General features: G+C 69.9%; 16 protein-coding genes. 7 read left to right on the top strand and 9 right to left on the bottom strand.

Going from position 1 to position 20,758, the window contains the following annotated elements; translation table 11 throughout:
• Positions 1 to 340: 340 nt before the first annotated feature.
• Positions 341 to 4,471, top strand: a complete 4,131-nt coding sequence (gene treY / locus QM633_RS05720) for a malto-oligosyltrehalose synthase (RefSeq protein WP_415152771.1) — start codon at positions 341 to 343, stop codon at positions 4,469 to 4,471.
• Positions 4,472 to 4,831: 360 nt separating this feature from the next.
• On the opposite strand, the gene QM633_RS05715 is transcribed toward treY, so the two are convergent.
• Both QM633_RS05715 and QM633_RS05710 read right to left on the bottom strand, forming a co-directional pair.
• Positions 4,832 to 5,494 (bottom strand): hypothetical protein, encoded by a 663-nt coding sequence (locus QM633_RS05715; RefSeq protein WP_415152770.1) that lies wholly within the window; start codon positions 5,492 to 5,494, stop codon positions 4,832 to 4,834.
• A gap of 39 nt (positions 5,495 to 5,533) precedes the next feature.
• On the bottom strand, positions 5,534 to 6,133 hold the full coding sequence (locus QM633_RS05710; protein ID WP_415152769.1) for a TetR/AcrR family transcriptional regulator: 600 nt from the start codon (positions 6,131 to 6,133) through the stop codon (positions 5,534 to 5,536).
• Between QM633_RS05710 and QM633_RS05705 the strand changes: the two genes are divergently transcribed.
• Both QM633_RS05705 and QM633_RS05700 read left to right on the top strand, forming a co-directional pair.
• Positions 6,126 to 6,821, top strand: a complete 696-nt coding sequence (locus QM633_RS05705; protein ID WP_415152768.1) for an HAD family hydrolase — start codon at positions 6,126 to 6,128, stop codon at positions 6,819 to 6,821. The two genes, QM633_RS05710 and QM633_RS05705, sit on opposite strands and share 8 nt — an antisense overlap.
• A 139-nt stretch (positions 6,822 to 6,960) precedes the next feature.
• Positions 6,961 to 8,199 carry an RCC1 domain-containing protein gene (locus tag QM633_RS05700; protein WP_415152767.1) on the top strand — a complete coding sequence of 413 codons (1,239 nt, stop codon included), beginning with the start codon at positions 6,961 to 6,963 and terminating at the stop codon, positions 8,197 to 8,199.
• A gap of 444 nt (positions 8,200 to 8,643) precedes the next feature.
• On the opposite strand, the gene QM633_RS05695 is transcribed toward QM633_RS05700, so the two are convergent.
• Positions 8,644 to 8,820: a hypothetical protein gene (locus QM633_RS05695; RefSeq protein WP_415152766.1), complete on the bottom strand. Its 177-nt coding sequence runs from the start codon at positions 8,818 to 8,820 to the stop codon at positions 8,644 to 8,646.
• Positions 8,821 to 9,331: 511 nt separating this feature from the next.
• Between QM633_RS05695 and QM633_RS05690 the strand changes: the two genes are divergently transcribed.
• Positions 9,332 to 10,186, top strand: coding sequence for an endonuclease domain-containing protein (locus QM633_RS05690; protein ID WP_415152765.1), 855 nt, complete (start codon positions 9,332 to 9,334; stop codon positions 10,184 to 10,186).
• Between the two features lie 141 nt (positions 10,187 to 10,327).
• Here QM633_RS05690 and QM633_RS05685 read toward each other — a convergent pair whose 3' ends face one another.
• On the bottom strand, positions 10,328 to 11,839 hold the full coding sequence (locus QM633_RS05685) for an acetyl-CoA hydrolase/transferase family protein (RefSeq protein ID WP_415152764.1): 1,512 nt from the start codon (positions 11,837 to 11,839) through the stop codon (positions 10,328 to 10,330).
• Positions 11,840 to 11,927: 88 nt separating this feature from the next.
• Positions 11,928 to 12,764 carry a D-hexose-6-phosphate mutarotase gene (locus QM633_RS05680; RefSeq protein WP_415152763.1) on the bottom strand — a complete coding sequence of 279 codons (837 nt, stop codon included), beginning with the start codon at positions 12,762 to 12,764 and terminating at the stop codon, positions 11,928 to 11,930.
• A gap of 98 nt (positions 12,765 to 12,862) precedes the next feature.
• Here QM633_RS05680 and QM633_RS05675 point away from each other — a divergent pair, with 98 nt between their 5' ends.
• Positions 12,863 to 14,128 (top strand): hypothetical protein, encoded by a 1,266-nt coding sequence (locus QM633_RS05675; RefSeq protein WP_415152762.1) that lies wholly within the window; start codon positions 12,863 to 12,865, stop codon positions 14,126 to 14,128.
• 36 nt (positions 14,129 to 14,164) lie between these two features.
• On the opposite strand, the gene QM633_RS05670 is transcribed toward QM633_RS05675, so the two are convergent.
• From QM633_RS05670 to QM633_RS05660, 3 genes are all read right to left on the bottom strand, one after another.
• Positions 14,165 to 15,343, bottom strand: a complete 1,179-nt coding sequence (locus QM633_RS05670) for a hypothetical protein (RefSeq protein WP_415152761.1) — start codon at positions 15,341 to 15,343, stop codon at positions 14,165 to 14,167.
• Positions 15,344 to 15,545: 202 nt separating this feature from the next.
• Positions 15,546 to 16,742, bottom strand: coding sequence for a DUF1015 family protein (locus tag QM633_RS05665; RefSeq protein WP_415152760.1), 1,197 nt, complete (start codon positions 16,740 to 16,742; stop codon positions 15,546 to 15,548).
• Positions 16,743 to 16,909: 167 nt separating this feature from the next.
• Complete coding sequence (locus tag QM633_RS05660; protein ID WP_415152759.1) at positions 16,910 to 18,301, bottom strand: sugar nucleotide-binding protein; 1,392 nt, start codon at positions 18,299 to 18,301, stop codon at positions 16,910 to 16,912.
• Positions 18,302 to 18,439: 138 nt separating this feature from the next.
• Between QM633_RS05660 and QM633_RS05655 the strand changes: the two genes are divergently transcribed.
• A complete protein-coding gene (locus QM633_RS05655; RefSeq protein WP_415152758.1) occupies positions 18,440 to 18,661 on the top strand; it encodes a hypothetical protein in 222 nt (73 codons plus the stop codon).
• Between the two features lie 111 nt (positions 18,662 to 18,772).
• On the opposite strand, the gene rfbB is transcribed toward QM633_RS05655, so the two are convergent.
• A complete protein-coding gene (gene rfbB, locus QM633_RS05650; protein WP_415152757.1) occupies positions 18,773 to 19,771 on the bottom strand; it encodes a dTDP-glucose 4,6-dehydratase in 999 nt (332 codons plus the stop codon).
• A gap of 49 nt (positions 19,772 to 19,820) precedes the next feature.
• Here rfbB and rfbA point away from each other — a divergent pair, with 49 nt between their 5' ends.
• Positions 19,821 to 20,687, top strand: coding sequence for a glucose-1-phosphate thymidylyltransferase RfbA (gene rfbA / locus QM633_RS05645; protein ID WP_415152756.1), 867 nt, complete (start codon positions 19,821 to 19,823; stop codon positions 20,685 to 20,687).
• The last annotated feature ends 71 nt before the right edge of the window (positions 20,688 to 20,758 follow it).

Raw genomic sequence — 20,758 nt, 5'->3', positions numbered from 1 at the left:
TGGCTGTCCGGACCGAGTTGGGGACGGTTCTCTACTCGGTCCGCGACTGCCCCTTCCGGACCGAGTCGGGGACGGTTCTCTACTCGGTCCGCGGCCGGAGTCTGGCGGCGGCCGTTCCCCGGTCGCCGTCCGGGCCGGGTCAGGGATGGCTGTCCGTCCCCAATCTGGTCCACGACACCGGGGCACGACGACAGCGCGCAGAGCCGACAAGCGGCAGGCCCTCTGCCGCCGCCATTCCCGGCGCCAACCCGCGCGGCCAGCCCGGACGCCCACCCCACCCCAGCCCGCGCGTCGCGGGACTCCGGGTCGGGTTGCCCGGTCTTGGGTATCGTCAGAATCGATGCGTACCCCCACGAGCACGTACCGGCTGCAGATCACCGAGGAGTTCGACCTCGTCGCGGCCGCCAAGACGCTGGCCTATCTGCACGAACTCGGGGTCGACTGGGTGTATCTCTCGCCCCTGCTGGCCTCGGAGTCGGGCAGCGAGCACGGCTACGACGTCTCCGACCACCGGGCGATCGACCCCTCCCGCGGCCGCGCGTCCGGTCTGGCGGCGCTGGCCACGGAGGCGCGCCGGCTCGGGATGGGTGTGCTGGTCGACATCGTCCCGAACCACGTCGGCGTGGCCCGGCCGTGGGAGAACGAGTGGTGGTGGCACGTCCTCACCCACGGCAAGGAGTCGCCCTACGCGTCGGCCTTCGACATCGACTGGGCGGCGGGCGGGGGCAGGCTGCGGATCCCGGTCGTGGGGGACGCGGACCTGCTCGAAGGTGGACGGATCGCGAACCTGCAGGTGCTCGGCGGAGAGCTGCACTACCACGACCAGCGGTTCCCGCTGGCACCGGACACCGCCCGCGGCGGCGACGAGGACCCGAACGCCGTGCACGCCCGTCAGCACTACGAGCTGGTCGGCTGGCGCGAAGCCGACCGGACGCTGAACTACCGGCGCTTCTTCGCGATCAACACCCTCGTGGCGATCCGGGTCGAGGACCCGGAGTGGTTCGCGAAGTCGCACGCCGAGATCCGGCGCTGGTTCGACGAGGGCCTGGTGGACGGCCTGCGGGTCGACCACCCCGACGGTCTGCGCGACCCCGGCAAGTACCTCGACGACCTCGCCACCCTGACCGGTGGCGCACCGGTGTGGGTGGAGAAGATCCTCTCGATCAAGGGCGACGGTCCGCGGGCCGACCTCGAGGAACTTCCGTCCACCTGGGCCACGGTGGGCAGCACCGGCTACGACGCAATGGCTCTGGTCGACCGGGTGCTGGTCGACCCGGCCGGCGAGACTCGGCTGACCGAGCTGGAGGACCGGCTGCGCGGACGCCGCGTGGAGTGGGACCGGCTCGTCCACGCCGGCAAGCTGGCGGTCGCCGAGGGCATCCTCAACTCGGAGGTGCGCAGGATCGCGCGCGAGGTGATGGCCGGCCTGGACGCCGCGGACGAGCCCGACTTCGAGAAGCTCGTCGACGCGATCGCGGAGGTGCTGGCCGACTTCGAGGTCTACCGCTCCTACCTCCCGGAGGGCCGTGAGCACCTGGACAGGGCGTTCGGCTTCGCCTGGGAGCATCGCCCCGACCTGGGCGGCATGCTGGACGTCCTGTATCCCGTGCTCGCCGACGGCGCGTCCGCCCCTGCCCAGCGGTTCCAGCAGACGTCCGGGATGGTGATGGCGAAGGGTGTCGAGGACGGGGCGTTCTACCGCTGGGCGCGGCTGACCTCACTGAACGAGGTGGGCGGAGACCCCAGCCTGTTCAGCGTCGGGGTGGAGGAGTTCCACGAGCAGATGCTCACCCGCCAGCTCGAATGGCCGCTCGCCATGAACGCAGGAACCACCCACGACACCAAGCGTGGAGAGGGCACCCGGGCCAGGATCAGTGTGCTGTCGGAGCTGCCGGAGCTGTGGGCGGACGCCCTGGCGGAGCTGTTCGCGCTGGTCGGGATCCCGGACGCGGGCTTCGGCAACCTGCTGTGGCAGGCGATCGTCGGGGTGTGGCCGGCCGACCGCCAGCGCCTGCACGCCTACGCGGAGAAGGCCATGCGGGAGGCCGGCGAGCACACCGCGTGGACCTCTCCGGACGCCGGCTACGAGGGTGCCATTCAGGCCTGTGTGGACGCGGCGTTCGACGATCCGGCCGTGGCGGCGGTCCTGCAACGCGTCCTGGACGCCATCGTCGCGCCCGGCCAGAGCAACTCTCTCGCCGCGAAGCTGCTCGACCTCACCCTCCCGGGGATCCCCGATGTGTACCAGGGCAGCGAGCTGTGGGAACTCAACCTCGTCGACCCGGACAACCGCCGGCCCGTTGATTTCGGCCGGAGGGCCGAGTTGCTCGCCCGGGTCCGTACGGGCGCCCGTCCACAGCTCACCGGGTCGGTGGACGACTCCGGCGTGGTGAAGCTGCTGCTCACCCACCAGGCACTGCGCCTGCGCCGCGACCATCCCGAGCTGTTCACCGGCTACACCCCGATCTTCGCCAACGGCCCCGCATCGGGCCACCTGCTCGGCTACAACCGCGGCGGGGCGATCGCCCTGGCCACCAGGCTCCCGGTCGGGCTGCAGGCCTCGGGGGGCTGGCGCGGCACCTGGATCGCGGTGCCGGAGGGGCGCTGGCGCGACCTCGTCTCCGGGCGGAGGATCACCGGCGACGAGCGCGGCGCGGTGCTGCTGGCCGACGTGTTCGCCCAATACCCGGTGGCGCTGCTCGTCCGGGAGGAGCGGCGGGCGGGAGAGCGTGGTCGCTTCGACGTGTGGGCGCCGCGGCCCGAACGCGTCCGGCTGCAGGTCGCCGACCGCATCGTCTCGATGGTGAAGGCGCCGGACGGCTGGTGGACGCCCGACGAGCCCGAGCCGCTGGGCCGGGTCGACTACGGCTACCTGGTCGACGGCAACCCGACGCCACTGCCCGACCCGCGCAGCCGCTGGCAGCCGTACGGCGTCCACGGGCTGTCCCGGACCTTCGATGCGGCAGGGTTCGCCTGGCACGACCAGGGCTGGACGGGACGGGCGCTCGCCGGATCGGTGATCTATGAGCTGCACGTCGGCACGTTCACGCCGGAGGGCACGCTGGACGCCGCGATCGCCCGGCTGCCGGAGCTGAAGGAGCTCGGCGTCGACTTCGTCGAGTTGATGCCGGTGAACGCGTTCAACGGCGACCGGGGCTGGGGCTACGACGGGGTGTCCTGGTTCAGCGTCCACGAGGCCTACGGCGGGCCGGACGCGTATCGGCGCCTGGTCGACGCCTGCCACCGGCACGGGCTGGCCGTCGTGCAGGACGTCGTGTACAACCACCTCGGCCCCAGCGGGAACTACCTTCCTGCCTTCGGGCCGTACCTGCTGGAGGGCGAGGAGAGCGGCTGGGGGACGCGGATCAATTTCGACGGCCCGGGCTCGGAGCAGGTGCGGGCGCTGCTCGCGGAGAACCTGCGGCACTGGTTCGTCGACATGCACGTGGACGCGCTGCGCCTGGACGCGGTGCACGCGATGACGGACTCCTCGCCGACGCATATCCTCGAGGAGCTGGGCCTGGTCGCCGCGGACCTGTCCGCGCACCTGCGGCGTCCGCTGACGCTGATCGCCGAGTCCGACCAGAACGACCCTCGCCTGGTGGCGCCGCGGGAGGCGGGCGGGTACGGCGTCGACGCGCAGTGGAGCGACGACTTCCACCACGCGCTGCACGTGGCCCTCACCGGCGAGACCGACGGCTACTACGCGGACTTCGCGTCCCTGACCGCCCTGGCGAAGGTGTGCGAGGGCGGCTTCTTCCACGACGGGGGCTGGTCGAGCTTCCGCGAGCGTGATCACGGTGCACCGCTTCCGCCCGCGACGCCGGGGTGGCGGCTGGTGGTGTGCGCGAGCGACCACGACCAGGTCGGAAACAGGGCGCGCGGCGACCGTCCGGCCGAGAAGCTGGACGACGACCAGCTGGCGTGTGCGGCACTGGTGACGCTGACCTCGCCGTTCACCCCGATGCTCTTCATGGGGGAGGAGTGGGCGGCGAGCACCCCGTTCCCGTTCTTCTCCGGGCATCCGGAGGCGGACCTGGCCTCCGCCGTGACCGAGGGGAGGGTGGCCGAGTTCGCCCGGATGGCGTGGGACACCGACGCGGTCCCCGACCCGCAGGACCCGGCGACCTTCGGTGCGGCGAAGCTGGACTGGTCGGAACGCGATGAGGGCCGGCACCGGGTGGTGCTGGACGCCTATCGCGAGCTGATCGCACTGCGCCGCACGTACGCGGAGCTGACCAACCCCACCCTGTCCCGCACGACGTGTGAGGTGGACGCGGAGGCGCGCTGGTTCCTGATGCGCCGCGCCGGACTCGCCGTGGTGGTGAACTTCGGCGAGCAGGAGGCCGTCGTCGAGCTCGGTGGACGCCATCAGCTTCGCTGGACCACCCCGTCCGGTGCCCGCCTCGCCGGTTCGTCCGTCGCGCTCCCGCCCCACGCCGGCGCTCTCCTGCTCCCCCTGGAGCCCTGACCGACCCCGTCGGCACCGTCCCGCCTGTCCTGAACGGAAGAGGGACGGTCCCCTGAACGGGAAAAGAACCGTCCCCTGAACGGAAAAGGGGACGGTCCCCCGAACGGGAAAAGAACCGTCCCCCGATCGGGAAAAGGGGACGGTCCCCTGAACGGGAAAGGAACCGTTCCCTGAACGGAAAAGGGGACGGTCCCCTGAACGGGAAAAGAACCGTCCCCTGAACGGAAAAGGGGACGGTCCCCTGAACGGGAAAGGAACCGTCCCCCGGATGGAACGGGGACGGTTCCTTTCCCGTTCGCTGGTCTGTCCCCGTTCCCGTTCGGCACGGTCCCCGTTCAGGGCGGCTCGACGGCGGGACGGTCAGTCGCGGCGGTAGCGGGGGAGAGGGCCGTAGTAGACGTTGGTCGTGGGCGGCGCGAAGAACTGCTGGGGGTGGCGACGCGCCCACCAGGCGACGAAGTAGCGGCCGGCCGGGGGAGTCCACAGCAGGACCGCTGCCGCGATCGTCCACAGGATGGTCGGCCAGGCGTAGACGTTCAGCGTGAGGACGCCGAGGCCGAGCGCTGCGCCAATGATCGCCGAGACCCGGGTCCAGCGGTACCCGGTCCACGCGTAGTAGCCGGTGATCGCCACCGGCACGGCGATGAGCAGCGCGATCACCGTCACGGCGACGGCCAGCAGCACCCGCTCGAGCGAACCCGGCTCGGTGACGAACTGGCCCATCAGCCAGGACGCCTCGGCGAACCGCTCCTTCGGTACGGCGTTCCAGTACACCCACAGCAGGGCGCCGACGACGTTGGCGACCGCGAGGTAGCACAGGCTGCTCGCGATCCGCACCGTCCAGGGGATCCGCGGCTCGCCGGTCCTCGGGTCATCGGGGACGCCGAGCACGGGCGCGGATGGGGCGACGAGGGTCGCAATCGGCTCACCGGCCGCAATCGGCTCATTCGCCGCAATCGGCTCGTCGGCCGCGATCGGCTCGTCGGTCGCGGCTCGCCGCGGTGCGACGTCCTGCTCGGTCATGCCACCTCCTGATCGGGGGCCCAGCCTACGTCAGGGTGCTCAGGCCCCGACCAGGCAGGCCTGCATGGCCCGTCCCAGTGCCGTGATCAGGACGGGGTTGCGGGCCTTCACCAGGGCGGGCAGTTCGAGGATGTTGCGGGCCAGGGCGAACCCGAGCACCTGACTCATCCCGATCTGGGCGCGCAGCCGGGCGTCGGGGTGACCGAGTTGCTCCGCCACCTTGCCCAGGACCTCCCTGACCAGGAACTCCGACAGCGGACGGCGGGCATTGGGGTCGGTCACTGCCGCGCGCAGCATCGCGGTGAACCGCTCGCTCGCGCCCGGCTGGTCCCAGATGTTCAGGAACGCGGCGACCGTGCGTTCGCCGATGCTCTCGACCGGCCCGTCCAGGATCGCCCGGACCACGGCGTCGGCATCCATCGGCTGATCGAGCACCGACCGCGAGAAGAGGTCGGCCTTGTTCTCGAAGTAGTGGTGGATCAGCGCGGGGTCGACATCGGCCGCGCGGGCGATCGCCCGCAGCGAGACCTTCTCGTAGCCCATCTCGGAGAACAGGGTGAGGGCCGCGGCCTGGATCGCGGCCCTGGTGTCGGTCCGGCCGGGACGCCGTCCTCGCGGTCGGGGCGCCTGGGTGGTCACCTGCGGTCCCTCCTCTGGCCGGGTCGTATCCTCTTGCGACGTGTGCGAACCTCGGTGGCCCTGCGTCGTCTTCGATCTGGACGGGACCGTGGTGAACACCATCCCGCTCATTATCTCGTCCTACCGGCATGCGATGGACAGGGTCTTGGGCGAAACGCCGACGGATGATGAGGCGCGTGGCTGGATCGGTCAGACGCTGTACGACACGTTCCACAGACTGCATCCGGCCCACGCGCAGGAGCTCATCGACACCTACATCGCCTGGAACCTCGAGCACCTCCCCGACCTGATCGAGGAGTTCGACGGAGTTCCCGAGCTGCTGGACGCGTTGAGCGCGGCCGGCGTCCTCACCGGTGTGGCGACCTCCAAGCGGCGAACCTCCGCAGAGGTCTCCTTGCAGCACGCCGGCCTGTCCGGACGGCTGCCGGTGACGGTGGCGATGGACGACACCGCGGTGCACAAGCCGAATCCCGAGCCGCTGCTCCTCGCCCTCACCCGGATCGGCCGCAGCCCCGGTGAGGCGGCGTACGTCGGCGATGCGGTGGTGGACGTCCTGGCGGCCAGGGCGGCGGGGATGTCGTCCATCGCGGTGTCCTGGGGAGCGGCCGAGCGGGACGCCCTGGTCGCCGCGGAGCCGGACTTCCTGGTGGACACGGTGGCGGAACTGCGGGCCGTGCTGCTGCCCTGACCCGGTCTGGCCGGATCGCCCCGACGCCGCTACGCAGGAATGCCCATGATCAGGCACTGCCGAGCGGGCTCCCACGGGAGAAGCATCAGCCGTTGACGGCTGTTCTCGAAAGGGGAGTGGAAGAATGGCACCACGAACGGTGACGCGCCTGTTGGCGTGTCTGGCGGTCCTCGCGGCCGTAGCGACGGGCGCGCCCGACAATGCGATCGCTGCCGGAAGGCCGACGCCTCCGGTCACCGACGGTGGACCGATCGCCGAGCGCGGCTCGGTCACCATCCAGAAGGCCACGCCGTCGAAGGTGACGGCTGCGGCTGCCTCGACCAAGGCGATCGCGCTGTCCACCGGCTACGGCCACAGCTGCGCGATCACGACGGCGCGCAAGGCGATCTGCTGGGGCTACAACTCGAGCGGACAACTCGGCAACGGGACCATGGTCAGTTCTTCGGTGCCGGTGAAGGTGTCCGGGCTGACCAAGCTGGCTTCCGTCGACGCCGGCAGCTACCACTCCTGCGCGGTGACGACCAAGGGCAAGGCCTGGTGCTGGGGCTACAACGGCTACGGCCAGCTGGGCGACAACACCACGACGAGCTCGTCGGTGCCGGTGGCGGTCTACGGGCTCACCAAGGTCAAGACGATCTCGCTCGGATACGAGCACACCTGCGCCCTGACCACGTCCGGCAAGGTGTGGTGCTGGGGCTACAACGCCTACGGCCAACTGGGCAACGGCACGACCACCAACTCCTCCGCCCCGGTGAAGATTCCGGGCCTGCCGAAGATCGCCTCGATCTCGCTCGGCAACGCGCACTCCTGTGCGGTCAGTACCAAGGGCAAGGCCTTCTGCTGGGGCTACAACGGCTACGGCCAGCTCGGCGACAACACCACCACCACCCGGACCAGCCCGGTCGCGGTGTACGGACGTGGCTCGGGGACGAAGTCGCTCTCGGCCGGCTACACCCACACCTGCGCGACGACGACCAAGGGCAAGGCGCTGTGCTGGGGCAACAACGGCAACGGCCAACTCGGCGACGGCACCACGACCGCCTCGACCAAGCCGGTGCAGGTGTCTGGGCTCACCACGAAGGTCACCTCCACCAAGGCGGGCTGGCTGAGCTCCTGCGCGCTGACCTCGAAGGGCAAGGCGAAGTGCTGGGGCTACAACGCGGACGGTGAACTGGGTGACAACACGACGACGAACCGACTGACGCCGGTCGCCGTGTACAACCTCGACAAGTCCACCAAGGTGAGCGTCGGCTACCTCAACGCCTGCGCGCTCACCGCCAAGAAGGCGGTCAAGTGCTGGGGTGACAACAGTGCCGGCCAGCTCGGGAACGGCTCTTCGACGGACTCGCTGGTCCCGGTGAAGGTGCACGGGTTCTGACCGTCCGGTGAGGTGGCGCCTTGCCGATCCCACCACCGTGGGACCGGCAAGGCGCCAGCCGGGTCTGCAGCTTCGAGCGGCTCGTCGTCGCCGGGTCGCGCTCGCGTCCGCGGGCGCGGGCTCAGCCCTTCCGCGTCCGACGTCCGCGTCCCCACCGGGCAGGGACGCCACGCAGGGGTGCTGACGATGAACACTCCCGCCCGGGCCCCACCGGGAGAATCATCGGCCGACGTCGGAGTTCAAGGCTGGGGGAGTAGGGCGATGGCAACACGACGGTGACGCTCCTGCTGGCGTGCCCGGTGGTCCTGGCCGCGGGGGTGCCGACGCCGCGGGCGCCGCGCGGAAGTCCCGCGCCCGCCCAGGATGGCGTCGATCTCGTCCGGCTACCTGCACGCCTGTGCGACGACAACCAGGGGCAAGGCGCTGGGCTGGTGCGGCGACACCCTACGGCCAGCTCGGCGACGGCACCACGACGGGCGCGTCGAAGCCGGTGCAGGCCTCCGGGCTCGCCAAGAAGATCGCGTCGACGAAGACCGGCTGGACCAGTTCCTGCGCGCTGGCCACCTGCGGCAAGGCCAGGTGCTGGGCGACGACAGCTGCGGCGAGCTCGGCTGACGCCACCACGCGACGGCTCACCGCAGTGGCGGTGTACGACCTGGACAAGTCGACGAAGCTGCATCGGCACCTGCGCGTTGACCGCGATGAAGGCCCTCAAGTGCTGGGGCGACATCGGCGTCGGCCAGCTCGGCGACAACTCCACGACTCGTCGGTCCCGGCGAAGGTGCAGGGCTTCTGAGGAGACGCCGAACTGATCACCAACCGGCGTCCCGGGCAAGACGCCGGGATGCCCGGGCGTGCTTCGCAGTGCGCGGCGGGGATCCCGGGCCGGGATGACCGGTGGGCACCGGAGTGGCCCCGGTGCAGTGCGCGCCGCATGGTCGGTGGCCGGGTGACGGCTGCGTCCCGCATGGTTCGGATCTGCTCAGTCGAATCCGGGGACGCCCTGTGATGGGGTCCCGCGACGATCGAGTGCGCGAATCCGAGCGCTCTGCCTTTTGCACAGCCGGATTGGGTGGGGCTGGGCCTGTGGACGGGTGAGCGCCCGACGCCACTGCTGCCGAGGATGTCGGGCGTGCGTGCCACGATCGAGGCGGTTCTGGCGGACCAGGGCGTCATCACCGCTCGTGCTCACCCGGCGCTGAGCCCCACGATGCGACGGCTTGCCCGCGCCGGGCTGCTCGCCAACCCGCTCCCCGGGGTCTTCATTGCCACCGGGGAGACGTCCGCGCTCGCCTGGTTGCGGGCAGTGGCGCAGTGGTCGGCACCGGCAGGCATCATCCATGACACGTCGGCGGCCGGGTTGTGGCTGCCTTCGCTGGCAGACTCCACCGCGAGACTCGTCCATCCCACCCTGCGGTCGCGCCACCGAGTCGTCGTGGTGCGCCGGAGGGTGCCGCCCGACTTCGTGAGGGAGGCCATGGGGCTGCGAGTCGTCACCCCGGCCTACGCCGCCGCCGAACTGGCCGCGCGGGACGACGGTCGCTCCGCCTGCGAGATGCTGCGACTCCGGTTGGCCACCTTCGAAGAGCTCGCCCTCGCCACGCGCGCCTTGGCAGGGTCCCGCGGTCAGGCCGAGCGGGTGCGGGCGATCGCCGCGTGCCAGGACAATCCGTGGTCGTACGCCGAACTGCGTCTGCATCGCATCCTGCGAGAGGCGGGCTTCCGTGACTGGGTGAGCAATCGGCCACTCGACATCGGTGGCTGCGTCTTCCATCCCGACGCCCGGTTCCGAGCCGCGCGGGTGATCATCGAGGTCGACGGACGCGAGACCCACGAGCGGCCCGGCCAGTTCCGCCGCGATCGCGAAACGCAGAACGTCTACATCGCCGCGGGCTACCTGGTGATCCGGTTCACCTGGGAGCACCTCGACGACGTCGACTATGTCGTGCGGGTCGTTCGGGAGGTTCTGCGCCTGCGGGGGCATTGACCGGATTCGCGCACTCGATAGCTCATCAGGCCACAGGAAGCACCGAAATGCGATCGAGTGGGCAGATCCGGTCGAGTCTGTGCGCAGGGCGCCCGGACAGCCAACGGCCCGTCGCGTGTGCGGCGGGCCGTCCGGCGTCCCTCAGGCCTTCATCGTTCCCGTCTCGAGGAACCGCACGTGCCAGCTGTGCGCCTGGCGCAGGTCGTGCGGCGTGTGCAGACCGTTGGCCGTCTTCAGGGAGTGCTCGTAGTACTCCTCGAGCATCGGCCGGTAGTCGGGGTGCGCGCAGTTCTCGATGATCAGCTTCGCCCGCTGCTTGGGCGAGAGGCCGCGCAGGTCCGCGAGGCCCTGCTCGGTGATCAGGACCTGCACGTCGTGCTCGGTGTGGTCGTGGTGGGAGACCATCGGCACGATCGCGGAGATCGCGCCGCCCTTCGCGGTGGACGGGGTGACGAACGCCGAGATGTAGGCGTTGCGGGTGAAGTCCGCCGAGCCGCCGATGCCGTTCTGCATCTTGGAGCCCATGATGTGGGTGGAGTTTACGTTGCCGTAGATGTCGGCCTCGATCATGCCGTTGCAGGCGATCACGCCGAGGCGGCGGATCATCTCGGGGTGGTTCGAGATCTCCTGCGGGCGCAGGATGATCTTCGAGCGGTAGTCCTTGGCGCGTTCGTTCATCCGGTGCGCGTACTCCGGGCTGAGTGAGAAGGCGGTGGCCGACGCGATCGTCATCTTGCCGGAGTCGATCAGGTCGACCATGCCGTCCTGGATCACCTCGGTGTAGCTGGTCAGGTAGTCGAACGGGCCCTCCAGCAGGCCGGCGAGCACGGCGTTGGCGATATTGCCCACGCCGGACTGGAGCGGCAGCAGGTTCTTCGGGAGCCGGTGCTGCTTGACCTCATTGGCCAGGAAGTCGAGCAGGTTCTCCGCGATCGCGCGGGAGTCGTCGTCCAGCGGCTTGAACGGCGTGTTGCGGTCGGCGTCGTCGGTCTCGACGATCGCGACGATCTTCTTCGGGTCGACCCGGAAGTTGCGCTGGCCGATCCGGTCGCCGGGATGGGTCAGCGGCACCGGCAGCCGGTTCGGGGGCAGGGCGGCGCGGTAGTAGATGTCGTGCATGCCCTCGAGGTCGCGGCTCTGCCAGCTGTTCACCTCGAGGATGATCTGCTCGGCCTCCTGCAGGTAGGTCTTGTTGTTCCCGACCGACGAGGACGGGACGAGCTCGCCGTCCTCCGCGATCGCGGTCACCTCCACGACGGCCATGTCGAGCTTGCCGAGGAAGCCCTCCCACACCATCGGGGCGAGGTGGGAGAGGTGGATGTCGGAGTACTCGGAGATGCCGGCGTTGATCTTGGCCCGCATGATCGGGTCGGACTGGTACGGGGTGCGGAACGCGACCCCGTCCACCTCGGCCAGGGCGCCGTCCAGTTCGGGGGCGGTGGACGCGCCGGTCCACATGCCGATCATGAACTCCTCGCCGCGCTCGTGGGCCTCCTTGATCTGGGCGGCGAGCGCGACCGGCACCTCCTTGGGGTACCCGGCACCGGTGAAGCCGGAGAAGCCGACGTTCATGCCGTGCTTGATCAGCTTCGCCGCCTCCTCCGCCGTGGTGACCTTGCTGCGGAAGGACGGGTTCTCGATGCGCGATGCCATGCCATCTCCTCGACGCTGATGCTGAACAACGGTCAGGCTACAGAATTCTGCGTAGGGGCGTCACCACGGGGGCGGCCGCGGTCACCGGTCAGGCGATCTCCACGGTCTGGGTCAGGATGTGCAGTTCACCCGGATCGAGGCTGATCGCCGCGTCCCTGACATTGCCGGCCTCGACGCACACGAAGCCGCTCCAGTACCGGCCGACGTCGGCCAGCGCCGAGCCCTTCACCGGCCCCGGGTTCCACACGACCGTGTTCGCCGACCCGTCCTTGCCGACGGTCAGCGTCCGCGCCCAGCCCGGATCGGTCACGACGGCCGTGCCGGTGTGGCGGTAGACCCGGTCCACCTCGTCGTCGAACCGCACGGTGCCGTCCTGGTGGACCTCGTCGGGGCCCGCGCCGTCCGCCTTGTCGAGGTAGGCGCACCCGTCCAGCCCGTCGATGCCGATCGCGGTCACGTCCGCCACGGCCAGGTAGGTGTGCAGCGCCTCCTCGTAGCTGAACGTCGCCGTTCCGGTGTTGGTGACCGTGAGCGAGATCGTCAGCAGGTCGTGGGCGAAGGTGACGTCGAGCACGGCCGAGAACGGCGCGCTGCCGAGTCCGGTCTCCTCGAGGGTGTGCCGGACCTGCAGCCTGCCGGTGGCCGAGAGGTCGTTGACCACCTCCCCGCGCCGCCAGGCCGCCGTCCGGGCGAAGCCGTGGGCCGGGCTGCGGTCGCCGGACACGCCGGAACCGAACCAGGGGAACACGACGGGGACGCCGCCGCGCACGACGACGCCGGGCTCGAAATCGGCTACCGGGCTCACCCACAGGACGGCGTTCTGGCCGGGCGGGCTCCAGGAGAGCACCTGGGCGCCGCTGTCCAGCACGGCGTAGTGGCCGCCCTTGTGACGCAGTTCGACGCCGGGAAAGGGAACTTCGGGCATTCCGGAAGGCTAGCGCGCCGCGCGTCACCGGGCACCCCCGGACCTGCCGATAGGCTCGGCCCGCCGGCGCGTCCGCCGGCCGGCGGACGGGAGACGCGGTGCGACACAGGCGGCAGGTGCTGCTGGTCCTGGTGGTCGGGCTGCTCGCGGTGCTCAGCTTCGTCCTGCGGGCCGGGTGCCTCGGCGATCAGGTGAGCGGCTGGTGGCAGGTGGTGCCCGGCTGCCACGGGGACCTGTATGTGATGTGGGACCAGCGGGGGCTGCGCGAACACCTCGTTCCCTACCTGCAACCGCTGTCCACCAGCGGCGGCACCACGACCGTGGAGTACCCGGTGCTGACGGGTCTGCTGATGTGGCTGCTCAGCCTGCCCGGTTCGTATGCGGCCTTCGCGGTGCTGAGCACGGCGCTGATGGGGGCGGCCGCTGCCGGTGTCGCGCTCGTGCTGGAGCACTTCCAGGGTCGGCGAGCCTGGTTCTGGGCGGCGTCCCCGGTGCTGGTGCACTACCTCAGCTACAACTACGACGCGCTGCCTGCCTTCACCACCGTTGCGGCGTTCGCGCTGCTTCTCGGCAGGGACCCGGTCACGGTGGGGCGCGCCCGCTACCTCGGCGCCGCTGCGATCCTTGGGGTGGGGGGTGCGCTCAAGCTCTACCCGCTGCTGTTCGTGCTGCCGCTGGCGCTGTGGCTCCTCTTCGGCAGCCGGGGGCCCACCCAGCCCTCCGCGCGGCGGCGGCTCGCCCGTTCGCTGGCCGCAGCGCTGGTTGCCGCCGGCGTCGTCGCTCTCGTCAACGTCCCGTTCGCGCTGGCCAACCCGGCGGGCTGGTGGCAGCCCTTCGCGTTCCAGGCGAATCGGCCGATCGACGCCTCCACGATCTCGCTGTGGTACTTCGTCGGGATTGCGCTGCCGGGAGTCGCCTCGTCGACCTGGATGGCTGTCGCCACGGTCTGCACCGGTGCGGCGATCGTGCTGGTCGGTGTCGCCAGCTGGGGAACCGCCCGACGCGTCGGCAGCTTTCCGCTGCTCCCCTCAGCCGTCGCACTACTGGCCGCCTACCTCGCTTTCAACAAGGTCTTTTCGCCCCAGTACGCGCTGTGGGTCCTGCCGCTGATGATCCTGGCCGGCTTTCGCTGGCGCTCGCTGGTGCTCTTCCAGGCGATCGACCTGGCCCTGTTCTGGGGGCTCGGGCTGGCTGTCCTGTCGCACACTCAACTGGCCTTCCTGATGGCCGTGGGCGGGCGGATCACGGTCTACGCGGCGCTCGCCAGGCTCGCCTTCGTGCTCTGGCTCGTCCCGGCGGCGTTGCGATCCCCGGGCGCGGTCAGGACGCGACCCGCGATCGCCGGCGGCGCCCCGGGCGGGTAACGGGACGCCACTGCCTCGGTGCGCCGCGGTCCTGCCTCACGTGCCGGCGAGGAACACTCCGAACTGGACCATGGTGATGACGGTGCCGAGGAGCCCTTCCAGCGGCCAGCGTGTTCCGCCGTTCATCGGGCCGGCGTTCGGGACGCCGGCGAAGCACACCAGCAGGAGGGTCGACACGGGGTTCCACAGGGCCGATGCGATCGCCTCCGCGGGGCACAGCATCACGCAGACCATGAGTTCGACGAAGAGGATGTGGCCCCAGCGTCCGTAGTCGATCGCAACCAGGTACAGCGGTGCGGTGGCCAGTGCCGCGGCCAGCGCCCAGCGCCAGTTCCGGGCGAGCCAGGGGGAGAGAAGGAGGGGCAGCATCGCGATCACCATGACCACCGGGTAGCCGGCATACATCGGCCACAGTGAGGCGACGTTGGCCATTCCGTCGGAGAGACTCTGGCCCACGACGAGGACAGCTCCGGCACAGGGATCCGGGGTCGGGTTGCCGCCGGCTACGAGCGAGGCGCAGATCGCCGCTGCCTTCTCCGGCGAGCCGGGGGCGAGCACTGACGCCCCCAGACCGGCCAGGGAGACGAGGGCGAAGCCGAGCCCCAGCACCCTGGCGTGTGGGGGCCGTGGCGGAAGCCAGTCGTTCGACGACAGCAGCAGGTGGAGGACGGCCGGCAACATCAGGGCTGTGGGCTCCCAGGAGAGGACGCCGAGCACCCACAGGAACGCGGCCGCCCCGACCAGCGTCCAGTGGGCGATGGTCCGGTGGGGACGCAGCCGGAGGCTGGCGAGCACCACGAGTGCGAGGAACCCGATGATCTCCTTGCGGAACCCGCCCCCGGGGTCCCAGCCGATGAACGGCAGCGAGAGAGGGCCGCAGGCCAACGCGAGCGCCGGCCAGGACCATCGCTGCCGGGACAGGTAGCTCACCACGAACCAGAACACCGGCGCGTAGAGCGCGAGCTGGAAGCCGAAGAGCACCCAGAGGGTCGCCTGCCCGCCGGGCCCGAACACACGGAGGAGTTCTCCGAAGAGTCCGCGGCGCACGAACCCGCCCGCATAGTTGATCAGCCAGTCGGCGGTGCGGTAGTTGTCGCCGCCGAGCGCGACCATGTGGGCCTGGTTGACCACACTCAGGACGGCAGCGAGCGCCAGCACTCCGAGGGCGACGGCGCGGCGGTTGCGGTCCGCGCCGGTGAGGCTGATCTCGGGCACGGACTGCTCACTTCCGGGGGGTCGGGTCTGAGGGAAGGCTAGTGGCCGTGACGCCGTCGGCACCAACCGTGTTCGTGGGCCATCCGCCGTCATTGAGGGCCACGGTTCGCGCCCGGGGCTCCTGTCCGGGCAGGGGCATTCGAGGGCGAGCGCAGGCCCTCGTACGCGGACGGTGCCCCTCGCGGCGACCCCGGCGCCGGGATCAGGCGCGCGGAAGCCTCGCGGTCGGCCGAATCACCAGCCCGGTGCGCAGCTTCGGGGTGAAGAACGTCGACTTGGGCGGCATCAGCAGACCTTCGCGGGCCGTCCGCTGGATCTCCTCCAGCGAGGTCGGCCGGATCAGGACTCCTGCCGTCACCTGCCCCGAGCCGACCACGTCGAGCACCTCGTCGAGGCCGTGCTGGTAGGTCACCTCGGCGGCGGAGCCGGCGAGGGCATGCTCGAGGTAGGCCCCGTCCAGTGCACGGACGCCGTTGAACGCGCCGTCCCTGGGGATGAGCCACTCCGCCGAGCCGTCCGGGGCCAGCAGGACGAGGCGTCCGAGCCGGACCATGTCTGCGAGCAGGGCGGGCGTCGGCACCGGGGCGGGTTCGAGGTCGAAGCTGCCGGCCAGGTCCGCCCGCAGCTGGTCGATGGTCGGGCCGGTGTACACGCGGTGGATCGCCTCGATGCTGAGCTGGTCGGCGACGAGTTCGTTGACGAAGGTGAGCGTGAATTCGGCCTCGGTGTCGTCGCGTCCGGTCGCCGCCCGGACCTCGTCGCGGTAGGTGCGGGAGATCGAGTAGCGGTGGTGCCCGTCGGCGATCAGGACGTCGTCAGCCGCCAGGATCTGTGCGATGGACGCGATCCGCGCCGGGTCGCTGATCCGCTCGACGGTGTGGACGACGCCGTCGAAGGCCACGTCGCCGACGGGTTCGCCCGGCTCGGTGAGCGCAGCGGTGAGCCCGTGCGCCAGCGACAGGCCCCAGACCGGGGACAGGTTGGCGGCCGTCGCCCGCGTGAGATCCAGGCGGTCGGTGACGGCCTTCGGTGTCGTCCGCTCGTGGGGCAGGACGCCGCCGGCGCCGGCGTCGACGACCTCCAGGCCGCACAGCACGCCGACGATGGTGCGGGCAGAGCCGGTCGCGTCGGTGAACGACATCCGGTAGATCGTCAGGGACGGGGCGCCGTCCTGGACGAGGACGCCTTCTGTCAGCCAGTCGCTGAGCGTGCGCGCGGCCCCGTCGTAGCGGTCCTCGTCCCCGCTGGGTACGTCGATGCGTACGATGTTGTGCTCGTCCAGCGCTGCGAGCCCTGCGACGTCTGCTGCCGAGAGCACGTCATAGGGCGGCGCGATCACCTTCTGCAGGTCGGTGCCGGAGGCGTAGCGAATCGCGGGGAACGGGGCGATGCGGGGCATGGGCACACGCTATCGAACCGGTGGTGCCGGGAGGGGACTGCCGGCACCACCGGAGTGCTCAGTAGGCTCCCGACGAGCCGACGACAGCCTTGGCGGTCTTGGCCAGGATCATCAGGTCCTGGACCATCGACCAGTTGGCTTGTAGGGCACATCTGCCCGCGGAGAGATCAGGCCCTGCGGGTGAGGTACTCAGCCAGTCGCGCTGCCGCCGGCGGTGGCTCGAAGCCGGCCCCGGCGAGTTTCGTCAGGTCCAGGGTGCTGTGCCGCGGTCGGGGAGCAGACGCTTTTCCAGCGTTGTAGTCCTCGGTACTGGTGGCGCCGACATCCTCGCGCGAACGCCCGGTCAGTTCGAACACGTCCCTGGCGATGTCGCACCACGTCTGGACCGGGCCGCTGTTGGTCAGGTTGTAGGTGCCGAACGGGGCGCCCGACCCTGAGAGGTGAACGATGCCCGCTGCCAGGTCGGTGGTGAACGTGAGCCGGCCGAACTGGTCGTCCACGACTGTCGGGCGGACTCCTCTGGCCGCGAGGTCGGCCATCGTGCGAACGAAGTTCCGCCCGTCCCCGATCACCCAGCTGGTGCGGACCAGATAGTGGCGGGCGAGCTGACCGACGAGGGCGTCCCCGGCCGCTTTGGTCTGGCCGTAGACGCCGAGCGGGCTGAACCCCTCGTCCTCGGTGTGCAGTTCTGCGGTGCCGTCGAACACATAGTCGCTGGAGATGTGGACGAGCGTGGCCCGGTGCGCAGCAGCGACCCGGCACAGGTTCGCCACGCCGGTCACGTTCGCCGCCCAGCAGGCGCGCCGGCCCTCCGGGGTCTCGGCCACGTCGACGGCGGTGTACGCGGCCGCGTTGACGATGGTGCCGACCCCACGCCACAGGTAGGCGTCGACCGTGGCGACGTCGCTGCAGTCGAATGCCGGCAGGTCAAGCAACTCGGCGCCGGGCAGGAGGGCCTGCAGCGCTCGTCCGAGCTGGCCGTTGGCGCCCACGATGACGGTGCGCAGCGGTTCCATCGGACGGACGTCCGCGAGCCGCGGGTGCGCGGCGTCGGCGGCCGAGATGGTGGCCTCGGCGAGCGGGATCGGCCACGCGACGGCGACGCTTTCGTCGGCGAGATTCAGGTAGGTGTACTCGGCGGTCGCCTCACGGCTCCAGTGCTCGTTGACCAGGTAGGAGTAGACCGTGCCGTGCTCCAGCGTCTGGTAGCTGTTCGCCACCCCCCGGGGCACGAACACGGCGGTGTCGGGGCCGAGTTCCACGCTCACCACCCGTCCGAAGCCGTCCCCGGCCCGCAGGTCGACCCAGGCTCCGAACACGCGTCCGGAGGCGAGGGAGACGAGCTTGTCCCACGGCTCGGCGTGGAAGCCGCGGGTGACGCCCGCCGCCGCGTTGAAGGCGACGCTGTGCTGCACCGGCCCGAAGTCGGGCAGGCCGAGCGCCGTCATCTTGGTCCGCTGCCAGTTCTCCTTGAACCAGCCCCGGTCGTCGCCGTGCAGTGGCAGATCCAGAACCAGCAGGCCCGGGATCTCGGTGGGACGCACGGCAAGTTCCGGCATGGGGGAGAGAGTATCGCCACCCAGACGACGGGCGCGGACGGTCATCCAGATCAGGACGCCGCGGGGAGTTCTCTGTGAACGCGGTACGCAAGGTCGCCCCGGCCGCTGACGCCAGAGGTTGCTCGGGAGCGACTCCAGGTGCTGAGCCGATGGCAGGTGCACTCGCCGCTGACGCACGAGGTGGTCGCTGCGACCCTCATCTCCGAGCACTCGCAGGTGTCGCTGTGGGATGCGATGGTCGTGCAGAGCGCCGCGTCATTGGGCTGCGAGGTTCTCTGGACGGAGGACCTCGACGACGGGCAACGGATTGCCGGGGTGGAAATCCGGAACCCGTTCGCCACAGCGGCAGGACACCAGTGAACCACTGATCACCGGTCGGTCGGGTGATGACCGACTGGTCGAGCCTGTCGAGACCACCGACCCGGCCGCTGATGCGAAGATTCCTCGAATCCTCCTGCCCGATCCATTCGCTCACTGACCCACGGCCGCGTACTTCGCCTCGGTGGCCTGCTTCACCGGACGCCACCAGGCCTCGTTGGCGCGGTACCACTCGATGGTCGCCGCCAGCCCGGATTCGAAGTCGCGGTAGGTCGGCGTCCAGCCCAGCTCGGTACGGAGCTTGCTCGCATCGATCGCGTAGCGCAGGTCGTGGCCGGGCCGGTCGGTCACGTGCTCGTAGGCGTCTGCCGGCTGACCCATGAGAGTGAGGATCAGTTCGATGACGCTCTTGTTGTCCTCCTCGCCGTCGGCGCCGATCAGGTAGGTCTCGCCGATCTGTCCGGCTTCGAGGATGCGCAGCACGGCGAGGTTGTGGTCGGCGACGTGGATCCAGTCCCTCACGTTGAGGCCGGCGCCGTAGAGCTTGGGGCGGACGCCGTCGATCACGTTCGTGATCTGGCGTGGGATGAACTTCTCGACGTGCTGGTAGGGCCCGTAGTTGTTCGAGCAGTTGCTGATCGTCGCCCTCACTCCGAACGAGCGCACCCAGGCCCGGACCAGCAGGTCCGATCCGGCCTTGGTGGAGGAGTAGGGGCTGGACGGGTTGTACGGGGTCGTCTCGGTGAACCTTGTCGGGTCGTCCAGTTCCAGGTCGCCGTACACCTCGTCGGTGGAGATGTGGTGGTAGCGCCTGCGGTGTTTCCGGACGGCTTCCAGCAGGGTGTAGGTGCCGACCAGGTTGGTCTGGATGAAGGGGGACGGGTCTCGCAGCGAGTTGTCGTTGTGTGACTCGGCGGCGAAGTGCACGACCACGTCGTGATCGGCGACCAGCCGGTCGACGAGGTCGGCGTCACAGACCGAGCCTTCTACGAGCGTCAACCGGGACGGATCCAGAGCGTCGAGCGAGGCGCGGTTCGCGGCGTAGGTGAGCGCGTCCAGCACCGTCACGTGGTCGGTGCGCTGCTCGAGCGCGAGGCGCACGAAGTTCGTGCCGATGAAGCCGGCCCCGCCAGTGACCAGTAATCCCGCCATGGCCCGCGATCCTACGCGAGCGGATTCGAGCCGTGCGACACTACCCATCATGCGTGGCATCATCCTGGCCGGCGGCTCTGGCACCCGACTGCACCCGATCACGATGGCAACCAGTAAGCAGTTGGTCCCGGTCTACGACAAGCCGATGATCTACTATCCCTTGTCAACGCTGATCCTCTCGGGCGTCCGCGAGGTGTTGGTGATCACGACCCCGCACGAGCAGGACGCTTTCGTCCGTCTGCTCGGGGACGGTAGCCAGTTCGGCACGAGCATCAGCTACGCCACCCAGCCGGAGCCCAGGGGGCTGGCGCAGGCGTTCACAATCGGTGCCGACTTCGTGAGCGGCCACAAGTCCTGTCTGGTGCTCGGCGACAACATCTTCTACGGCAGCGGACTGGGCGCTCGATTGCGTGCCAACGCCGAGGTGTCCGGAGCTACCATCTTCGGCTATTGGGTGGCCGATCCGACGGCGTACGGCGTGGTCGAGGTGAACGCCGATGGTCGAGCGGTCAGTATTGAGGAAAAGCCGTCCCAGCCGAAGTCCAACTACGCGGTGCCGGGCCTGTATTTCTACGATGAGCGGGTGGCCGACATCGCCGCCAATCTCGCCCCGTCCTCTCGCGGAGAGTACGAGATCACGGACGTGAACCGCTCCTATCTCGAACTCGGCGAACTCGGAGTTTCGATTCTGCCGCGCGGGACGGCTTGGCTCGACACGGGCACCTTCGACTCGCTGCTCGAGGCCGGCGAGTTCGTCCGCACCCTTCAGGCTCGTCAGGGTCTCCAGGTCGGGTGCCCTGAAGAAGCATCCTGGCGGGCTGGATTTCTTACGGATGAGGAGTTGCTGGCTCGCGCGGCCCAGCTGGAGAAGTCCGGCTACGGCGGCTACCTGCGGCGGCTTGTCGACCGGTCCTGAGCCGGCCGGCGGCCCTCCCGGAGTTGCCCTCCCGGGGAAACGGCCGGAGCTTACGGGCGATGCACGGTCGG

The sequence above is a fragment of the Propionicimonas sp. genome (assembly GCF_047606205.1).
GTDB lineage: Bacteria > Actinomycetota > Actinomycetes > Propionibacteriales > Propionibacteriaceae > Propionicimonas.
The sequence above is the reverse complement of the archived record's forward strand: the minus strand, read 5'-3'. Positions and strand labels throughout refer to the sequence as shown.

Excerpts from the sequence above, each read along its gene's own strand:
- treY (WP_415152771.1), top strand. The coding sequence starts at position 341 with ATGCGTACCCCCACGAGCACGTACCGGCTGCAGATCACCGAGGAGTTC.
- QM633_RS05715 (WP_415152770.1), bottom strand. The coding sequence starts at position 5,494 with ATGACCGAGCAGGACGTCGCACCGCGGCGAGCCGCGACCGACGAGCCG.
- QM633_RS05685 (WP_415152764.1), bottom strand. The coding sequence starts at position 11,839 with ATGGCATCGCGCATCGAGAACCCGTCCTTCCGCAGCAAGGTCACCACG.
- QM633_RS05680 (WP_415152763.1), bottom strand. The coding sequence starts at position 12,764 with ATGCCCGAAGTTCCCTTTCCCGGCGTCGAACTGCGTCACAAGGGCGGC.
- QM633_RS05665 (WP_415152760.1), bottom strand. The coding sequence starts at position 16,742 with ATGCCCCGCATCGCCCCGTTCCCCGCGATTCGCTACGCCTCCGGCACC.
- QM633_RS05660 (WP_415152759.1), bottom strand. The coding sequence starts at position 18,301 with ATGCCGGAACTTGCCGTGCGTCCCACCGAGATCCCGGGCCTGCTGGTT.
- rfbB (WP_415152757.1), bottom strand. The coding sequence starts at position 19,771 with ATGGCGGGATTACTGGTCACTGGCGGGGCCGGCTTCATCGGCACGAAC.
- rfbA (WP_415152756.1), top strand. The coding sequence starts at position 19,821 with ATGCGTGGCATCATCCTGGCCGGCGGCTCTGGCACCCGACTGCACCCG.